Source organism: Pseudomonas sp. efr-133-TYG-5, from assembly GCF_030209175.1.
In the GTDB taxonomy this organism is placed as follows: domain Bacteria; phylum Pseudomonadota; class Gammaproteobacteria; order Pseudomonadales; family Pseudomonadaceae; genus Aquipseudomonas.
This window is the reverse complement of record NZ_JARVSM010000001.1, coordinates 620248-637661: the sequence shown is the minus strand read 5'-3', so window position 1 is coordinate 637661 and position 17414 is coordinate 620248. Positions and strand designations below refer to the sequence as shown.

The 17414-nt window shown below is 60.5% G+C and carries 12 protein-coding genes; 7 read left to right on the top strand and 5 right to left on the bottom strand.

Annotated elements, in window-relative coordinates:
- Nucleotides 1-102: 102 nt before the first annotated feature.
- The 4 genes from QRN70_RS02775 to QRN70_RS02760 all read left to right on the top strand — a co-directional run bounded on the left by QRN70_RS02775 (nt 103) and on the right by QRN70_RS02760 (nt 5633).
- Nucleotides 103-1224 carry a sugar diacid recognition domain-containing protein gene (locus tag QRN70_RS02775; protein WP_285415694.1) on the top strand — a complete coding sequence of 374 codons (1122 nt, stop codon included), beginning with the start codon at nt 103-105 and terminating at the stop codon, nt 1222-1224.
- A 192-nt stretch (nt 1225-1416) separates the two neighbouring features.
- Nucleotides 1417-2556 carry a glycerate kinase gene (locus QRN70_RS02770; protein ID WP_285415693.1) on the top strand — a complete coding sequence of 380 codons (1140 nt, stop codon included), beginning with the start codon at nt 1417-1419 and terminating at the stop codon, nt 2554-2556.
- Between the two features lie 222 nt (nt 2557-2778).
- Nucleotides 2779-4404, top strand: coding sequence for a methyl-accepting chemotaxis protein (locus QRN70_RS02765; protein WP_285415692.1), 1626 nt, complete (start codon nt 2779-2781; stop codon nt 4402-4404).
- A gap of 41 nt (nt 4405-4445) precedes the next feature.
- On the top strand, nt 4446-5633 hold the full coding sequence (locus tag QRN70_RS02760; RefSeq protein WP_285415691.1) for a pyridoxal phosphate-dependent aminotransferase: 1188 nt from the start codon (nt 4446-4448) through the stop codon (nt 5631-5633).
- Nucleotides 5634-6245: 612 nt separating this feature from the next.
- Here the strand turns inward: QRN70_RS02760 and QRN70_RS02755 are convergent.
- The 5 genes from QRN70_RS02755 to QRN70_RS02735 form a co-directional block, all read right to left on the bottom strand.
- The gene (locus QRN70_RS02755; protein WP_285415690.1) at nt 6246-7223 is read right to left on the bottom strand and encodes a 2-hydroxyacid dehydrogenase; all 978 of its coding nucleotides are present in this window, start codon (nt 7221-7223) and stop codon (nt 6246-6248) included.
- Between the two features lie 21 nt (nt 7224-7244).
- Complete coding sequence (locus QRN70_RS02750) at nt 7245-8543, bottom strand: MFS transporter (protein WP_285415689.1); 1299 nt, start codon at nt 8541-8543, stop codon at nt 7245-7247.
- 58 nt (nt 8544-8601) lie between these two features.
- Nucleotides 8602-9645 carry a sugar kinase gene (locus QRN70_RS02745; RefSeq protein WP_285415688.1) on the bottom strand — a complete coding sequence of 348 codons (1044 nt, stop codon included), beginning with the start codon at nt 9643-9645 and terminating at the stop codon, nt 8602-8604.
- Nucleotides 9638-10420 (bottom strand): IolE/MocC family protein, encoded by a 783-nt coding sequence (locus tag QRN70_RS02740; RefSeq protein WP_285415687.1) that lies wholly within the window; start codon nt 10418-10420, stop codon nt 9638-9640. Before QRN70_RS02740 ends, QRN70_RS02745 begins: the two co-directional genes overlap by 8 nt.
- A gap of 175 nt (nt 10421-10595) precedes the next feature.
- The gene (locus tag QRN70_RS02735) at nt 10596-11624 is read right to left on the bottom strand and encodes a LacI family DNA-binding transcriptional regulator (RefSeq protein WP_285415686.1); all 1029 of its coding nucleotides are present in this window, start codon (nt 11622-11624) and stop codon (nt 10596-10598) included.
- 201 nt (nt 11625-11825) lie between these two features.
- Between QRN70_RS02735 and QRN70_RS02730 the strand changes: the two genes are divergently transcribed.
- The 3 genes from QRN70_RS02730 (at nt 11826) to QRN70_RS02720 (ending at nt 17389) form a co-directional block, all read left to right on the top strand.
- A complete protein-coding gene (locus tag QRN70_RS02730) occupies nt 11826-12659 on the top strand; it encodes a hypothetical protein (protein WP_285415685.1) in 834 nt (277 codons plus the stop codon).
- Between the two features lie 133 nt (nt 12660-12792).
- Nucleotides 12793-14808 carry a hypothetical protein gene (locus QRN70_RS02725; protein ID WP_285415684.1) on the top strand — a complete coding sequence of 672 codons (2016 nt, stop codon included), beginning with the start codon at nt 12793-12795 and terminating at the stop codon, nt 14806-14808.
- Between the two features lie 220 nt (nt 14809-15028).
- Nucleotides 15029-17389, top strand: a complete 2361-nt coding sequence (locus tag QRN70_RS02720; RefSeq protein ID WP_285415683.1) for an autotransporter outer membrane beta-barrel domain-containing protein — start codon at nt 15029-15031, stop codon at nt 17387-17389.
- The last annotated feature ends 25 nt before the right edge of the window (nt 17390-17414 follow it).

The window sequence follows — 17414 nt, the reverse complement described above, 5'->3', positions numbered from 1 at the left end:
CACCTTTGGCCGGATTGTCTTTGTGCCTGAGCACAGGGTTTGCCGCCAGACCCTGTGCGGCTGAACAACCGTCCGCGCCTGTTTTCAAGGATTCTGCCGCTTATGTTCGAACTCGATCACGACCTCGCTCAGGACATCGTCGACCGGGCCATGGCCATTTTGCCGTACAACGTCAATGTCATGGACAGCCAGGGGCTGATTCTCGGCAGTGGCGAACCGGAGCGCATCAATACCCGCCACGAAGGCGCGCAACTGGTGCTCGCCAACGGCCGAGTGGTGGAGATCGACGCCCAGACCGCCATGCATCTGAAAGGCGTCCAGCCGGGGATCAACCTGCCGCTGTTGCTCGACCAACGGCTGATCGGCGTGCTCGGCATCACCGGCGAGCCCGAGCAACTGCGCACCTACGCCGAACTGGTGCGCATGACCGCCGAAATGCTCGTCGCTCAGCGTAACCAGCAGGCCGAGCAGCAATGGCGGCGCCAGCGCTGCGAAGACTTGCTGGCGCTGCTGCTGAGCGAGGCCGGTGATTCGCCGCGCCTGGTCGATGAAGCCCGGCAATTGGGGCTCAAGCCACAGCTGACACGGGTGCCGTACCTGTTCGAACTGGGCTTGGAGCACGCTCCGGGGCAAACTGTCGAAAGCCTCGGTGCCTGGCTGATCTCGCGTTACCCGGACAGCTGGTGCGTGAGTTCGGCGCAGACCTCGTTGCTCTGGTGCCGGCCGGCCAGTCACAACGTCGAGCCTGATCGCCTGCTGGAAAAACTCGACGGCCTTGGCTGGAACATTCTGCGCATCGCAGTCGGCGGCCAGGCCGATGGCTTGCTCGGCTTGCGCCGTTGCTACCGGCGGGTCGGCGATCTGCTCGCCTATGGCCGTGAGGTGTTGCCGCAGTCGCGGCTGCTGACACTCAATCGCTATCGCCTGCCGGTGATGCTCTGGCGCCACCGCAACGACGACGCCCTCGACGAACTGCTCAAGCCGCTGCGCAAGGTCATCGCCAAGGACAGCAACGGCCAGTTGCTCGCGACGTTGCGCAGTTGGTGTGACCACGACGGGCAAAGCCAGGCCTGCGCCGATGCGCTGGGCATCCACCGCAACAGCCTGCGCTACCGCATGGAACGCATCGCCGAGATCAGCGGCGTCGACCCGCTGCGCCTGGACGGGATGCTGGCGTTGTACCTGGGCGTGCAACTGCTGCCGCAAACCGACCCGACGGCTTGAGCCGCATTGGCCGCCATGGCGTCCAAGCCTGCGCCGACAGGCGTCGCCAGCCGGCAATCCCCAGGAGCAGCCAGGCTGCAATACCGGCCTTTGTCGAAATGAACAATAAACGCCGACGCCACTTGTGCAGCGGACCGGCGTCAACGGCCATGGCGACTGGCAGCATGAGGGCATTGGAACTGGAGAATTCGCATGAAAATCGTCATCGCCCCCGATTCGTTCAAGGATAGTCTGAGTGCTCAAGGCGTGGCCGAAGCCATTGCCCTGGGGCTGGCGCAGGTATGGCCGCAGGCGACGCTCGTCAAATGCCCGATGGCCGACGGTGGCGAAGGCACGGTGGAATCGATTCTTGCCGCCTGCGCAGGCCAATTGCGCCGCACTCGCGTGCGCGGCCCGTTGGGGGCAGCGGTCGATGCGGCGTGGGGCTGGTTGCCGCACAGCCACACCGCGATCATTGAAATGGCCGAAGCCAGCGGCCTGCAGCTGGTGCCGCCGGGGCAGCGCGACGCGTGCATCAGCAGCACCTTCGGCACGGGCGAACTGATCCGCGCGGCGCTCGAGGCCGGTGCCCAGCGGGTGATCCTGGCTATCGGCGGCAGCGCCACCAATGACGGCGGCGCCGGCGCCATGCAGGCGCTGGGGCTGAAACTGCTCGATGCCCAGGGGCAGGCCCTGGTGCCGGGCGGCCTGGCGCTGGCGCAACTGGCGCGGCTGGACCTGAGCGACCTCGACCCGCGTCTGGCCCGGGTACGTTTCGACATTGCTGCCGACGTCAACAATCCGCTGTGCGGCCCGCACGGCGCCTCGGCGATTTTCGGTCCGCAGAAAGGCGCCTCGCCGGCGCAGGTGCAGCAACTCGACCAGGCCTTGGGATATTTCGCCGAACTCTGCGCACAGGCCTTGCGCAAGGACGTGCGCGATGAGCCCGGCAGCGGTGCGGCGGGCGGTCTGGGGTTTGCCGCTAAGGCGTTTCTGGGGGCGCAGTTCCAGGCCGGGGTGGAAGTGGTGGCGGAGCTGGTCGGCCTTGCCGAAGCCGTCAAAGGCGCGGACCTGGTGATTACCGGCGAAGGCCGCTTCGATGCGCAGACCCTGCGCGGCAAGACCCCGTTCGGCGTGGCGCGCATCGCCCGGGAACATGGCGTGCCGGTCATCGTCATTGCCGGCACGCTGGGCGATGGTTACCAGGCGCTGTACGACCACGGCATCGATGCCGCATTCGCCGTGACCAGCGGGCCGATGACGCTCGAACAGGCGTGTGCCGAGGCGCCGCGTCTGCTGCGGGAGCGGGCGAGCGATATCGCCCGGGTGTGGCGAATCGCGACCCGGGCCTGAGCCCTCGATCATCCTATTCAGCGGCAGGTGTTTCAGCGGTGAAACACCTGTAACGTCTTGAAAAATATTTCCTCTTTACGCGCAAATTTCCTCAAGCCTGGCCGATACAGCCAATAGGCGCACAAGACTTCCGATAACCGTGACGCCGGACTGCAACCCGCCCCCCACGGGCCAGTGATCACGCAAGGACGCTCGTTGCTATCTCATCCGAGAGTTCTTCCTATGTCCTTGCGTAATCTGAATATCGCGCCGCGTGCCTTCCTCGGTTTTGCCTTTATTGCCCTGCTGGTGATCGTCCTCGGCGTGTTCGCCGTCAATCGCATGTCGATCATTCGCCAGGCATCGATCGACATGGATTCGACGCAACTGCCCAGCGTGACCCAGCTCGGTGTGGTCACGGAAAACGTCCTGCGCCTGCGCATCCTTTCCTTCCGCATTCTGGTCAACCGCGACCCGGCCGGCCTGCAGGAAGCCCAGGCCCGGATCGGCGTGCTGGTGGACAAGGTGCGCACCGCCCAGGCGGCTTACGCGGCGTTGCCCGCCGGCAGCGAAGAGCGCGCGTTGTACCAGACATTCGCCACGACGCTGGACAACTACCTGCAGGCGCAGAACCAGATGATGGAGTTGTCGCGCCAGGACAAGGTCGACGAGATGCGCACCCTGATCAACACGCGGATCAAGGACGGCACTGACCAGATGGGCGAGCAGTTGAACAAGCTCATCGCGATCAACGCCGCCGATGCGAAGACTGCCTCGACGCAGGCCGGCGAGCATTACGACAGCGCCATTACCGGCATCGTCATCGTCGCGATCATTGCGGCGCTGGCCACCGTGCTGCTGGCGTTGTTGCTCACCCGCAGCATCGTCAACCCGCTCAACCGTGCGGTTGCCGCGGCGCAGACCATCGCTGGCGGCAACCTGAGCAAAGTCATCGAAGTCGACGGCAAGGACGAACCGGCGCGCCTGCTCGAAGCCTTGGCGGCGATGCAACTCAACCTGCGCAGGACCATCGAGCAGATTGCCGGTTCCGCCACTCAATTGGGCGCGGCGGCCGAAGAGCTCAGCGCGGTCACCGAAGAAGCCTCCCGCGGCCTGCAACAACAGAACGACGAAATCGAACAGGCGGCCACCGCGGTCAACGAAATGACCGCCGCGGTGGAAGAGGTGGCGCGCAACGCGGTGTCGACTTCCGAAGCCTCGAACCAGTCGACCCAGGCCGCGCGCGAAGGCCGCGACCAGGTGGTGAAAACCGTCGACGCGATCCAGACCATGACCCACGACGTGCAGAACACCGCGCAAATGATCGAAGGGCTGGCCGCGCAGGGCCGTGATATCGGCAAGGTGCTGGACGTGATCCGCGCCATCGCCGAACAGACCAACCTGCTGGCGCTCAACGCCGCGATTGAAGCGGCCCGCGCCGGTGAGGCCGGACGCGGCTTCGCGGTGGTGGCCGACGAAGTCCGCGCCCTGGCCCATCGCACTGCGCAGTCGACCCAGGAAATCGAAAAAATGGTCGCCGGCATCCAGAACGGCACCGGCGAAGCGGTGGATTCGATGCAGCAGAGCAACCAGCGCACCCAGACCACCCTGGAAATGGCCCGCGCCGCCGGCGTTGCGCTGGAGCAGATCACCCAATCGATTCAGCAGATCAACGAGCGCAACCTGGTGATCGCCAGCGCCTCCGAGGAGCAGGCGCAAGTGTCGCGCGAGGTCGATCGCAACCTGGTCAATATCCGCGACCTGGCCACGCAGTCGGCGGCCGGCGCCAACCAGACCAGCGCCGCGACCCACGAATTGTCGCGCCTGGCGGTGGATTTGAACGCCATGGTGGCGCGTTTCGTGATTTGAGATAGGGTGAAGGCTGGAGACCGCGCAAACAGGAGATTTACATGCGCTATTCAGCCTTGACCCAACGAATCGCCGGGGAAGGAGCAGCGGCCTGGCGGATTCATGACCGAGCGCTGGAGTTGCGCGCCCAGGGCGTCGATGTGTTGCTGTTGTCGGTGGGCGATCCGGATTTCGATACGCCGCTGCCGATCATCCACGGCGCTATCGACAGCCTGTTGGCCGGCGATACCCATTATTCCGAAGTGCGCGGGATCAAGGCCCTGCGCACGCTGATCGCCGAGCGTCATCGGCAGCGCAGCGGGCAAGCGGTGGATGCCGACCATGTGATTGTGCTGCCGGGCGCGCAATGCGCGGTGTATTCGGTCGCGCAATGCCTGCTCGATCCGGGTGACGAAGTGATTGTCGCCGAACCGATGTATGTCACCTACGAAGGCGTGTTCGGGGCTTGCGGCGCCACCGTGGTGCCGGTGCCGGTCCGCCCGGAAAACGGCTTTCGCGTCGACCCGGCGGATGTCGCCGCGCGCATCACGCCGCAGACCCGGGCGCTGCTGCTGAACAGTCCGAACAATCCCTCCGGCGCCAGTCTGTCGCTGCTGATCTGGCAAGAACTGGCCGCGCTGTGCATTCGCCATGACTTGTGGCTGATCAGCGACGAGGTCTACAGCGACCTGTTGTACGAGGGCGAGCATGTCAGTCCGGCCAGTCTGCCGGGCATGGCCGAACGCACCGCCACCATCAACAGCCTGTCGAAATCCCATGCCATGACCGGTTGGCGCATCGGCTGGATGATCGGCCCGAAGCCGCTGGCCGAGCACCTGGTCAACCTGTCGCTGAGCATGCTCTTCGGCTTGCCGGACTTCGTCCAGAAAGCCGCGCAAGTGGCGCTGGAAAGAGACCTGCCGGAAGTCGCACAGATGCGCGAGGAGTATCGCCTGCGCCGCGATCTGGTCTGCGAGCGCTTGCGCGGGTGCCCCGGGTTGTACCCGATTCGCCCGGACGGCGGCATGTTCGTGATGATCGATGTGCGCCAGACCGGGCTCGCGGCGCAGGATTTTGCCGAGCGCCTGCTCGAGGGTTACGGGGTTTCGGTGCTTGCCGGTGAGGCGTTCGGGCCGAGCGCAGCGGGGCATATTCGCCTCGGGCTGGTGGTGGATCGGGTGAAACTGGCCGATGCCTGCTCACGAATTGCCCTGTGTGCGGCGCAGCTTCTCCAGGCGCGCAGTGCCTGAATTTTTTGCACCGACAGTACCGGCCTCTTCGCGAGCAGGCTCGCTCCCACAAGTCTCGTGTGCAGCGTAGAACACCGTGGGAGCGGGCTTGCCCGCGAATTCTGCAAGCGCGCAGTGCCTGAATTTTTTGCACCGATCGTACCGGCCCTTTCGCGAGCAAGCTCGCTCCCACAGATCTCATGTACAGCGCAGAACAACGTGGGAGCGGGCTTGCCCGCGAATTCTGCAAGCGCGCAGTGCCTGAGTTTCTTGCACCGACAGTAGCGGCCCCTTCGCGAGCAAGCTCGCTCCCACAGGTCTCGTGTACAGCCCAGAACACCGTGGGAGCGGGCTTGCCCGCGAATTCTGCAAGCGCGCAGTGCCTGAATTTTTTGCACCGACAGTAGCGGCTCCTTCGCGAGCAAGCTCGCTCCCACAGGTCTCGTGTACAGCGCAGAACACCGTGGGAGCGGGCTTGCCCGCGAATTCTGCAAGCGCGCAGTGCCTGAGTTTCTAGCACCGACAGTAGCGGCCCCTTCGCGAGCAAGCTCGCTCCCACAGGTCTCATGTACAGCGCAGAACACCGTGGGAGCGGGCTTGCCCGCGAAGAGGGCCTGACAGGCACTGCAGAGTTCAGCCCTGCCAAGCCGCCGGATTCACCAGATTCGCCGGCTTCTCCCCACGCAAAGCCGCCAGCAGATTGTCCACCGCGCAGCGTGCCATTGCCTCGCGCGTCTCGTGGGTCGCCGAGCCCATGTGCGGCGTCGCCACCACGTTGTTCAACTGCAACAGCGGCGAATCAGGGTTCAACGGTTCCCGCTCGAACACATCCAGCCCGGCGCCGCGAATGCGCTGCTGACGCAAGGCGTCGATCAGCGCCGCTTCATCGACGACTTTGCCTCGCGAGATATTGATAAAGATGCTCTCGCGGCGCATCAAGGCGAACTGCTCGGCGCCGATCAAGCCTTCGGTCTGGGCGGTCAGCGGCAAGGTCAGGCAGACGAAATCCGCCTGGCGCAACAAGTCTTCAAGGCTGCGGTATTGCGCCGCGAAACGCTGTTCGACCGCCGGTTTGCGCGACTGGCTGTGATAGATCACCGGCATGCCGAAACCGAAATGCCCGCGCTGGGCCAGCGCCTCGCCGATGCGGCCCATGCCGATGATGCCGAGGGTCTTGCCGTGCACGTCCGTGCCGAAATGCGCCGGGCCGATGCTGCGCTGCCACTGGCCGTCGCGCACCAGGTTCGCCAACTCCACCACGCGCCGGGCACTGGCCAGAATCAGCGCGAAACCAGTGTCGGCGGTGGTTTCGGTGAGCACGTCCGGGGTGTTGGTCAGCAAAATCTGCCGACGCGTCAGGTAATCGATGTCGTAATTGTCGACGCCCACCGAAACGCTGGACACCGCTTGCAGTTGCGGCGCGAGGTCGAGCAACGCCGCATCGAGTTTCAGGCTGGCGCCGAGCAACCCGTGGGCAGCGGGGAGGGCGTCGCGCAGTTGCATCAGGCCATGGGCGTCGAGGCTGTCGATCAGCGTCACATCCACGTGGGCCTGCAGGCGCGCCATCAGTTCGGGCGAAAGTTTCTTGTACAACACAACCTGCTTGTTCATTGCCGTTACCTTTTCGAGTCTTCAGGGATGAGCCGCCAGCGGCCGCGGGGCGGCAGGCTTGGCGATGACCCGGTCGCTGGCGCCGGGCTTGAGGAAAATCGTCAGCACCACCGACAGCAGCAACGCGCCGCTCATCAGCAGGTAGGAAGCACCGGGCGAACCGGTGGAGCTGTTCAGGTAGCCGACCAGATAGGAGCCGCCGAACGAACCGAGCGCGCCCATGCTGTTGATCAGCGCCATGGCGCCGCCGGCAACGTTGGCCGGAAGGATTTCCGGGACGATGGCAAAAAACGGCCCGTACGGCGCGTACATGCAGGCGCCGGCGATCACCAGCAGCGTGTACGACCACCAGAAATGCTCGGCGCCGAGAGCGTAGGAGCCATAGAAGGCAATGGACGCGATCAGCAGCGGCGGCCAGACGAAACGTTTGCGCTTCTGCAGTTTGTCCGAGCCCCACGACACCGCGAGCATGCCGATCACCGCCGCCAGATAGGGCAGCGCCGACAGCCAGCCGGCCTCGATCATGTCCATTTGCGCGCCGGCCTTGAGGATTGACGGCAGCCACAGCACAAAGCCGTAGACGCCGATGCTCCAGCAGAAAAACTGCAGCGCCAGAATGATCACTTTCGGCGAACGGAAAGCCTCGGCGTAGTTTTTCACGGCTTTGATGCCGACCTGTTCGGCGGCAAGCGCGCTCTCCAGATCGTGTTTTTCCTGCTCGCTCAGCCACTTGGCCTGAGCCGGACGATCATCGGCCAGTTTCCACCAGATAAACGCCCAGAGCACCGCCGGCAGCCCCTCGATGATGAACATCCAGCGCCAGCTGAAGTGCTGCACCAGATAGCCCGAAACCACCGACATCCACAGCATGGTCACCGGGTTGCCGAGGATCAGGAAAGTGTTGGCGCGCGAGCGCTCGGCACGGGTGAACCAGTGGCACAGGTAGACCAGCATCGCCGGCATCACCGCCGCTTCGACCACGCCGAGCATGAAGCGGATGACGATCAACCAGTAGGCGTTGGACACCACCCCGGTCAGGGTGGCGAGCCCGCCCCAGAAAATCAGACTGAAGAAGATCAGCTTCTTCACGCTGTGTTTCTGCGCGTAGATCGCCCCCGGTACCTGGAAGAAAAAATAGCCGAGGAAGAACAGCGCGCCGAGCAATGAAGACAGGCCTGGGGTGATCATCAGGTCGGCGGCCATGCCCGACGCGGCGGCGAAGCCGTAGTTGGCACGATCCAGATACGCCAGGCTGTAGGTGATGAACACGATGGGCATGATGTACCACCAGCGGCGGGCGGCGAGGGTTACGGTTTTCATGGTGTTGCTCCTGAGCTTGTTGTTTTTGTCGCAGCAGGTTCAATGAATCGGTTGTCTGTCAGGGCCTCATCGCGGGCAAGGCAGCTCCCACCGGTATTTCGGTTGTTTCAAAGATTGACGCAGCACCTGCGAACCCTGCGGGAGCTGGCTTGCCAGCGATGGCGGACTGGAATTCAGCGCAGAGCTCGGACCGGGTCGGCAAACCCTCCATGTCCCCACGACTCTGCACCGCGCGACTGCCAATCCAGTTGGCGCGTTGCACCGCCTCGGCAAAACTCTGATGCTCGAGCAGGGCGCTGATCATGCCGACGGCAAACCCGTCGCCCGCACCCACGGTGTCGACCACGTGGGCCACCGGCACTCCGGCGACAAACCCCTGATCCAGTTGCGTGCGGTAATAGGCACCTTGCGGCCCGAGCTTGATCGCTACGGCTTCGGCACCCAGATCGAGATAAAACGCCGCGATGTCCGCCGGATCTTCGAACCCGGTCAGCAGCCGACCTTCGCTCAAACCCGGCAGTACCCAATGGGCGAGGGCGGCGAGGCGGTTGATCTCGCGGATCATCTCTTGCTCGCTGGCCCACAGGCTCGGGCGCAGATTGGGGTCGAACGACACGCTGCGCCCGGCATGGCGCATGCGCGTCATCAGCTGCAACGACATTTCCCGGGCGGACGCCGACAGCGCAGGCGGAATCCCGGTGGCGTGCAGATGACGGGCATTCAGCAGGCTGGCACTGATCGACTGTGGTGACAGATGACTGGCCGCCGAACCACGGCGGAAATACTCGACCTGCGGATCGCTGCCATCGTCGTTGCGCGACTTGAACTGGAAACCGGTCGGGTGCTGTGCATCGACATCGACGTGGCTGCAGTCCAGACCTTCCTTGATCAGCGTCTGGACCACAAAACGACCGAGGCTATCGTTGCCGACCCGGCTCAACCAGGCGACGTTGAAGCCCAGCCGCGACAGGCCGATGGCCACGTTGCTGTCCGCGCCGGCGATGCGCTTGTGAAAGTGCTCGACGCTGGCCAGGTCACCGGTCTGCTCGGCGACCAGCATCGCCATGGTTTCGCCGAACGAAAGAATATCGATGTCAGACATGGGCAGGCTCCAGGCGCGATTGGCCAAGGTGGGCGAGGGCGGCGACATGCTCGGTGGTCAGTGCGATCAAGTCATCGCCCTGCAACGGGTACTCGGCGGCGCGCATAACGCCTTGGGCCATATGCCGCAGCAGTTGTTCCCACACATGCAGGTCGCTGATCGCGGGTGGCACGGCGACCAGTTTGCCGTCGGCACGGCGGGCTACCGCTTTGCAGTGCACGTAGCCGACATGCCGTCCGAGCAGGCGTGCGGCGTTGCTGGCGGACTGGTCTTGCCACTGCCAGTTGCCGATGTCGAAGGTCATCTTGACCGGCAGGTGGTGCTGCTCGACGGCGGCGAAAAAGCGCTGGAACGGCTCGATGCGGCCGCCATGCAAGGTCTGGTCGTTTTCCACCAGCAGCTGCACGGGGCTGTTGCCCAGCAGCTGTTTGAGCACCTGCAGATCACAGTTGTCGGTGAAATAACCGAGCGAGACCTTCAGCCACTTCGAGCCAAACGCCTGTGCCTGTTGCAGCGCGCTGATCAGCTCGGGATTGGGCCGGGCCTGCCCGGCGAGCCACAGTTCACTCGGCGACGAATAGATGCTTTGCAGGCCCTGCGCCTGGGCGGCGGCGCTCAGTTGCGCCGGCACTTCGCGGGTCAGCAGCTCTTCGCGCCACTCGATGCGATCGGCGCCGGCGGCGGCCAGTACATTGATGAAGAAGTCCTGGCCGCGTTGGCGCACAAGCTCGGCGCCGTAGCTGGACAGGCTGATGGAAACGGCAGGTTTATTCATTATTATCTACCTCTGAAACCGGTTTCATTTTTGTGCAAAAAAAAATCAGGTGGTGCTGTGATGGCCTCTCGGGCCTCTTCGCTGGCAAGCCTGCTCCCACAGGTTCGACGGTGTACATGAATTGCCTAAACGCCTCGGACCTTGTGGGAGCTGGCTTGCCAGCGAAGACGTCAGCTCAAACACCACCCATCCCTCGGGTAGAACCCCGCTCAATCAGCACCGGGGCAAAATCCACTCTGCGCGCTACCTCGACATCTCCCCGCAAGCGCTTGAGCAAACACTCGAACGCCCGCGCGCCAATCTCGGCCGTCGGCTGAGCGAGGGCGGTCATTCCGCTGCCCACCAACGGGTACCAATCCAGATCGTCCAGGGCAATCAGCCCGATGTCCTCGAATAACCCGCAGCCGATTTCGCGCAAGGCGAGGGTGCAGGCCAGCGCGGCGACGCCGTTGGCGCAGAACAGTGCTTTAGGCCCGGTAGCCGGTTTGTTTAAAAAGGTTTGAAGATGAGCGGCGAGTGAATCGCCGGTTTCCAGCAAGGCCCCGGTCATCCCGGGGCGTCGGGCAATCTGCGTCTGAAAACTGCTGACTCGCTCGATACGCGAACTGGTGCCGTCGTAGGGCTCAGTCACCAGCAATACATCGCGATAGCCACGCTGCTCGAGGTGCGTCAGCGCCATCTCGACAGCCTGCGGGTTGTTCAGGCCGACCATGTCGCTGTCAAGGCCATCGACCTTGCGGTCCACCAGCACCAGCGGCATTTCCCGGTGCAGTTCGTGGAGCTCGTCACGGTGATGGCCGAGGGTGTTCACGATCAGCCCTTCGATGTTGTAGGAGCGCAACAGCGCCAGGTGCTGGCGTTCCTGCTCGTCGTCACGGTCGGTGTTGCACACCACCAGGCTGTAGCCATGCGCACGGCAGGCGGTTTCCACCCCGTGCATCACGGCAATCGAATAAGGGTTGCGGATATCGGCCACCAGCATGCCGATCAGACGCGTACGCCCGCGTTTCAAGCCACGGGCCATCTGGTTCGGGCGGTAACCCAGTTCGGCAATGGCCTGTTCGATGCGCAAGGCGATGGCATCGGAAAGCAGGGCACGGTCATCGCCGATAAAACGCGAGACGCTGGCCTTGGAAACGCCGGCGCGTTCGGCGACATCGAGCATGGTTACGCGGCTGCGCTGGGCGGCGGAAAAGTCGTTCACGCTGAAACCTTTATTTTTATGTAGGTATGAAACCGGTTTCAGTGGACCTCAACCTTGGAAAATCGTCAAGTGGATAACCCCGTTGGATGACGGTCGTAGCCGACGAGTGGTATCGCTACCTGTCAGATCTGACAGTAGGCAAAACCCCGGTATGAGCTTCTAATTTCCTTAATCGCAGATTCGGATCCACAGGATTTAGCCATGTCGATCAGTGAAGGAAATTCATCGAGTCCGCTGCTCGCCGACCCACCCAAGGTGGACGATGTACTCGATAGCGATCCAGACGGCAACGTGCCCGCCAAGGTCCTGCTCAACGGCGGCATTGCAAGAGTTCCCCGTTGGCCCAACTACGCTGATCAGCCCGGAAGAGCGGATGAGCTCACGGTCTACTGGGTTCGGGGCGGAGTAACTGACACGATCTACAAGCAGGTCAAAGACGGGCCTATTACCGAGGTCGAGTTTGCGATACCGCTGGATGTCAGTCTCTTCGCCAATGACGGCATCGCCCATATTTATTACTCCGTCAGAGCCGTCAGACCTTTTCCGGGTAACAGGCTTGATTCCGCTGAAAAGAAACTGACGATCGATCGCAGCGTAATTCCTTTGCCGATTTTGTTGGAGCCGGAATTTCCGGATGCCACGTATTCGGGTTATTTGAATTGTGATACCCAGCGGCCCATCTGGGATGGGATATTTGTTTTGATACCTTTCCAGGGATTCAAGAAAGGTGATATTTGCGAAAGTGTCTGGAGGGGCTTTTCAGTACTCAATGGCGCGGAACAGTTTTATGTTCCAGGCACTCGTGGCGAGTTCAGTTATACCTTGAGCGAAGATGACGAAAAAAATCTCGACGGTTTTGAATTACCGCCGATACCGTTTGTTCCATATTCAGAGCCTCTGGTAAATCGCTGCTCCGGGACGCTGGTTTATAAAATAAAAAGAGCGGGTGTGTACATAGGTCAGTCTGAGGTCGGGTTGGTCAAGATTGATCGCATTATTGTTGGTTCTGGCGGCAAGTCCTGTGGGCCGCCATAAACAGCCTATCTTTCGTATTAATGTTGCTGCTGTTGATGGCGGTGATTGTTCTTGGTTAATAAGTGTTGTGGTACTGATGTTTGGCAGTACTGTGATCTCGTGCGTGATACGAAAATAACTTGGAGGTCGGCAAATGAACGCGAAACAAAAACTTGGTGAAGTTGATCGGTTAGCCCTTCAAACCCGATCAGTCGGACCTTTGGCCGGTTTGCCACCGACCGTGATGGATAAGGTGAGTGATACCGATAACCGAATAATTGCAGCAAAGTTAGTGCCTGGCGGAATGATTCAAGTGGAGTTGAAACTATGGGAAATCCAGGTAGACAATGACTACGTGGAGGTCAGCACGACTCGCGCCGGTACCAATAACTGGGTGGAACAACATGGCTTTCCTGCCGGGACTGTCGCAGGGCGGCCACCTACCTATTTGATAGAAATTCCAGCCGATGCGCATGTCGAGGACAATCCGCCTGCTACCCCCACCGAATGGCAGGTCCGCTATCGCGTGCGACCTCCTTTTGGCAACCTGTGGTCGTCGGACCCAACGCCGTTCATCATTGACCGTCGAGCCCCTTACCAAGCTGTGCCGGGCGGTCCGAAATCGCGTCCACCGGTGCCTGTACTGCCCACATTGTCTACCAATGACGTTATCGATGATGATTTTATCGAGCGCAATAAAACCGGCATGGTGGTTACGTTTACAATCAACTATCAAAACAGGATGGCGTCTGACAAGATTTTGTTTTACATCAGCGAAACCTATTCGCTTGTAAACCCCGATCCGCCGCTTTACGAGGGGACTTTCACCGATACGGCAGGTATCGGGACAATTACCGTCGATATTGAAAAGGTAAAACAACTGGGCCCAAGAGCAATCTATGGGTACTATATTTTTGACGATGGTGCAGGCGATCCGGGTAATCGTAGTGCATTGTCCTCTGCCGTCGGCTTGAAAGTGCAATTCAAGCCAAAACCGGTTATCGATAAGCCGATTGTGCCACTGGCAACAACGGATAAGTTGATTGATCTGAAGGATTGTGGGGTAGGCGTCAAGATCGAGCTGAGAAGAGTTACGAATGTGCTGGATAATGATGAGGTAAAACTTACCTGGAATAACCAGGATTTAGGCACGGAAGAATTTGGCACGGGCACTTCACATATACGGGATGTTCCCTACGCCGATATCGAGGCTTCCTATTATGAAGGTGGAGCTGACACCGAGACGGATGTTCCCGTCAGGGTGGAAGCCACGTTGTTGCGCGGCCCGACAACAGTGAGCAGTTCATTTCTTGATGATTTTGCTGAGAATGTCTATTACCCAGGTCCGCTCAACCCGGTAGACCCACCTGCGCCCAATGACGAACTGCCTAAACCGCACATTACCAGCACCGCGGTACCTGATGTGCTTGAACCTGAGGATTACAATAAACCTCAGACAGTGACCGTCACCTTCCCGAATGATCCGAATAAACCGGTTAAAACCGGCCAGCAAGTTTTCGGTGAATACGCCGGTGTACGCTTTGGTCCGGAGTTTCCGAAGACTGGAGACACCTCCATCCCACTGACTTTGCTTTGGAAAACGATTGAAGACGGCGGCCTCGGTCAGGATAAACCGCTTCAGTGGTTCTGGTCTGATATTGGTGGTCTTAACGAAAATAAATCCCCCATCACATATGTCACCAATAACGCCATCGTTGTCGATTTGGATGAGCCGCAGGTCGAGAGAGAGTTCGAGGATGAAAACATCATTCTTTGCGATGATCTCAAGGAGCCGAATTTTGGCTTGAAAGTTCACATTCCCGGTAATCCGACTCATCTGAAGGCGGGCAGGAATGTCTTTCTGCATGCCCAGGGTTACCGGGATGAGGCGATGACACAGCCGTCGCCGCAAACCACTTTCAAATCGGCAGCGCATCCCATTATCGATCCAGAGGGGACTACCGGCATCGATATGGTCATTGCGCCCTATGACCCCACGATCAGAAATATTCCGGTACCACCCCCAATACCTGTTACGCCGGGCGATTACGAAGGCTGGTGGAAAATCTGGTACACGGTTGAGATCAACGCCACTGAATATCCTTCGGCCGAGTTTCATTCCGTGATCAGTCTGGTCAATCCGCGCGGGGAATACTGCGAGGATGCCTGAACCTGCGCCTGCAGACGCCCGTCACAGCAGCGCGACATGCGTTGGTGTGACGGGCGCCGCACAGGCGAGCTCACTCGCACTTAAAGGAAACATCCGACTTATTGGCAGACTTTTCCTACATCGAGCTTCCCTGAGGATCAGTAACCTTGCCGGCCTTTGGTAAGGCGTATCCGATGTAGGCCGCCGAACCTTCCTTTTGAAGTTGATAGTGGTGGTTCTCATGTGCTCGAAAGACAATCTCGTTGTACAGCGTCATCTCCTTCGTGGATTTCCGTATCTGGCCCTGCTCCTGTTGTCCGCGCCTCATGCACAGGCTCGCGCATTGAATCCCGGAGAGCTGGAAACGATCTCGCCTGGGTCGGCAGTGGAAAGCTGGCAACTGGCGAACGGATCGATCCTGACCAGCAACGGTGCCAGCACACTGGACATCACGGTGCAGGGCGGGACGCTGAATGCCAACGGTGGCCAGACCCAGCGCATCGACGCCGTCGGTGGATCGGTCAACCTCGATAACGTCACGGTGACCGGTGTCGGCGGCTTCGTTGCTTTGTCGCTGGAGAACAGCGCTGCGGTCATTTCGGGCTCGACCATTTCCGGTCTGCCGATCGGCTTGCAAGCCGTGCGGGATGTCGATACCCAGACCGGCTCACGAGTCGATATGTTCGACAGCACCGTTCGCGGCACCACCGGTGGGGCTTTTGCCACGGCCTACAGTGTGCTGAACCTGGCGAACAGTACGCTGGAAGGTACTGGTGCAACGAGTTTTGGTCTCACGCTGGCCGGCGGCTCGGCGAATCTGAGCGCTGGCTCAAAAATCATCGGTGGTCTCAATGGCGTTGTTTATCAACAAGATGGCACTGATGAACAGCTGAGCACGCTGGTTCTCGACAACTCCAGTGTCGAGGGGAAAACCGGCGCGGCGATCCGCGCAGATATCGCCAGCAATCCGCTGGGGCCTCTCGCAATCAACGTTTTGAATGGTTCCACGCTGATTGGCGGCAACGGCTCGATACTGGAAGTGGCAGGTGGGGCGTCCGTCGATTTCAATGTGGTCAACAGTAACCTCAACGGCGATATTGTGGTGGAGTCTGGCAGCACAGCAGCGGTCAGTCTCGACGGCAACGCTTCGTTGAACGGTAATCTGCAAAATGTGTCCAGCCTGAGTCTGAACAATCAAAGTAGTTTCACCGGTCATTTTCAAGGCGATGCCAGCAAGGGCTCCAATGTCACGCTTGCCAATGGCTCGACATTCACCGGCGGCGTGGAAAATGTATCGAGCTTCGCGCTGAATGACTCGACCTGGGTCCTGACCGGCAATAACCAGGTGGGTCAGTTGGCCATGAGCAACGGCACACTCGATTTTGCTCAGGGTGCGGGGTTCTACCAACTGGATGTTGCCAGCTTGTCCGGTAATGGCACCCTGCAGATGGCCACGGACTTCGGCGGTCGGCAGACCGACTTTCTGAATGTCACGGGTAACGCTACCGGCGACTATCGAATCAACGTGACTGCGACCGGCAGCAAGCCGTTGACCGCCGAGCCTATCCAATTGGTCAGCGTAGGCGGCGGTGATGCGACGTTTGCTCTGGTCACCGGTGCCGTGGATGCCGGTGCGTTCACTTACAAGTTGTTTGATGAAGGCAACGGCTGGTTCCTGCGACCAGACACTCAGGTCAGTACCAGCACCCGATCCGTACTGGCAATCGCCAACACGGCCCCGACAATCATTGACGCCGAACGCACGTTGCTTAACACCCGAATGGGCGACAGGCGTCTGAACTCAGGGAATGGCGGCGTATGGACGCGTACCTACGGCAATCGCTACAGCGTCCAGGACAGCTATGGTGATGGTTACAGTCAGACTCAGCAGGGCGTTGTATTCGGGGCCGATACGAAGCTGGCGGACACCGACTGGCTGGTCGGCGCGATGGTTGGCTACAGCCAGAGCAACCTGGACCTGAAATACGGCAGCTCCGGTACTGTCGACAGTTACTCGGTGGGCGCTTATGCAACGAAGTTCGACTCGCAAACCGGCTTCTACATTGATGCGGTCACCAAGATAAACCGCTTTGACAATCACCTGAAAGTCACCATGAGTGATGGTGTTCGCACCAAAGGCGACTATCACAGCTATGGTCTGAGTGGTTCGCTTGAAGTGGGTAAACAGTATGCGCTGAACGATCGCTGGTTCCTGGCGCCCTTTGCTCAACTCAACGCGGCAGTGGTCTCGGGTAAACATTATTCCCTGGACAATGGTCTTGAGGTCGATAGCCAGTTGACTCGATCACTTGTGGCCAAGGGCGGCCTCTATGTAGGCAGCGAAATGGATCTGGGCAACGGCCAGAAACTGCAACCGCGAGTCCGGGTCGCGATGGGGCATGAGTTCATCAAGGCCAATGAAGTCGGGGTCAACGAAAGCCGTTTCAACAACGATACTTCTGCGACCAGCGTTGAACTGGCCGGTGGGGTCAACTGGGCGCTGCCAAACGGTGTGCAGTTGTTTGCCGAGGCGGGTTCAAGCCAAAGCAAGACCGTCAAGCAGGATTACAACGTGAGTGCCGGTATCAGCGTGGCATTCTGATCAGGCTTTGAACTAAAAAAGGAGG